The following is an 830-nucleotide window of genomic DNA, read 5'->3' on the forward strand; positions in this document are numbered from 1 at the left end:
GAAAACACTTTTACAGCTCTCGCTGCTATCGTTCGCCAGCTAATTGCATGGTCACTTTGCCACGGAATCAGGTGGTCAACATCCCCGGAATATCAAACATGTATGCTTTTTCTAAAATATCCGATAAAGAAAATGGAGATTGGGTATTAGCATATTTATGGGATAAATATTGTCACATTACCCCTGGTTATTCCGGCTTAATCTATAATATACAAAGAAATAAGGTATATATCGATATTGAAAAAGAGAAAATTATGCGCAAAATGTTTAAATCCTAAGATTTATAGAGTGTCAAATACATCAGTTTCAGGCCTTGTAATGAAGCCTGAAACTTAATTAACAATTAACACAATGAAAAAAAATATAATATTAAATCATATTAAAAATGAAGATGACAAATCTGAGTATTATGAAAAGCTTTTTGAAATAAGTCAATTATTGATTGATACTGAATGGACGTTGTATCATAAAATTTCAGAATTAATAAGACACTATGACGTGGAAGAGAATCAAATACGTTATGAAAGTCACAAAAACTTTGTCAGAAAATATTTTAGAGAAAATAAAAGTCCTCATAACTGCTTTCTAATTGAACTTCTAAATAGTATTAGGACAGGGATTGTTGAAACATATAACCCTTCAATCAATCATTATTTAAAAACAAATAAGAAAGGTTTATTTTATGATAAAAAATTGAATAGAAAAATAAAATGAAAAGGAAAGCCGGGTTTGCGCCACGAATGGTCGGAAGAAATTCCGACCATTTTTATGTTTTGAAAAACAAACCCGGGTCTCCGCCGCATTGCACAACGATCAGGGCTATAGCGAGG

At 31.7% G+C, this 830-nt stretch carries 2 protein-coding genes; both read left to right on the top strand.

Translation table 11 applies throughout. From position 1 onward, the window contains the following. Positions 1-278 (top strand): hypothetical protein (locus tag ACFSYC_RS19600; protein ID WP_377130566.1); only part of this gene is annotated, 278 nt, incomplete at its 5' end. Positions 279-351: 73 nt separating this feature from the next. Then, positions 352-714, top strand: coding sequence for a hypothetical protein (locus ACFSYC_RS19605; RefSeq protein ID WP_377130567.1), 363 nt, complete (start codon positions 352-354; stop codon positions 712-714). Positions 715-830 lie beyond the last annotated feature (116 nt).

Source organism: Mucilaginibacter antarcticus (assembly GCF_042686155.1).
GTDB lineage: Bacteria > Bacteroidota > Bacteroidia > Sphingobacteriales > Sphingobacteriaceae > Mucilaginibacter > Mucilaginibacter antarcticus.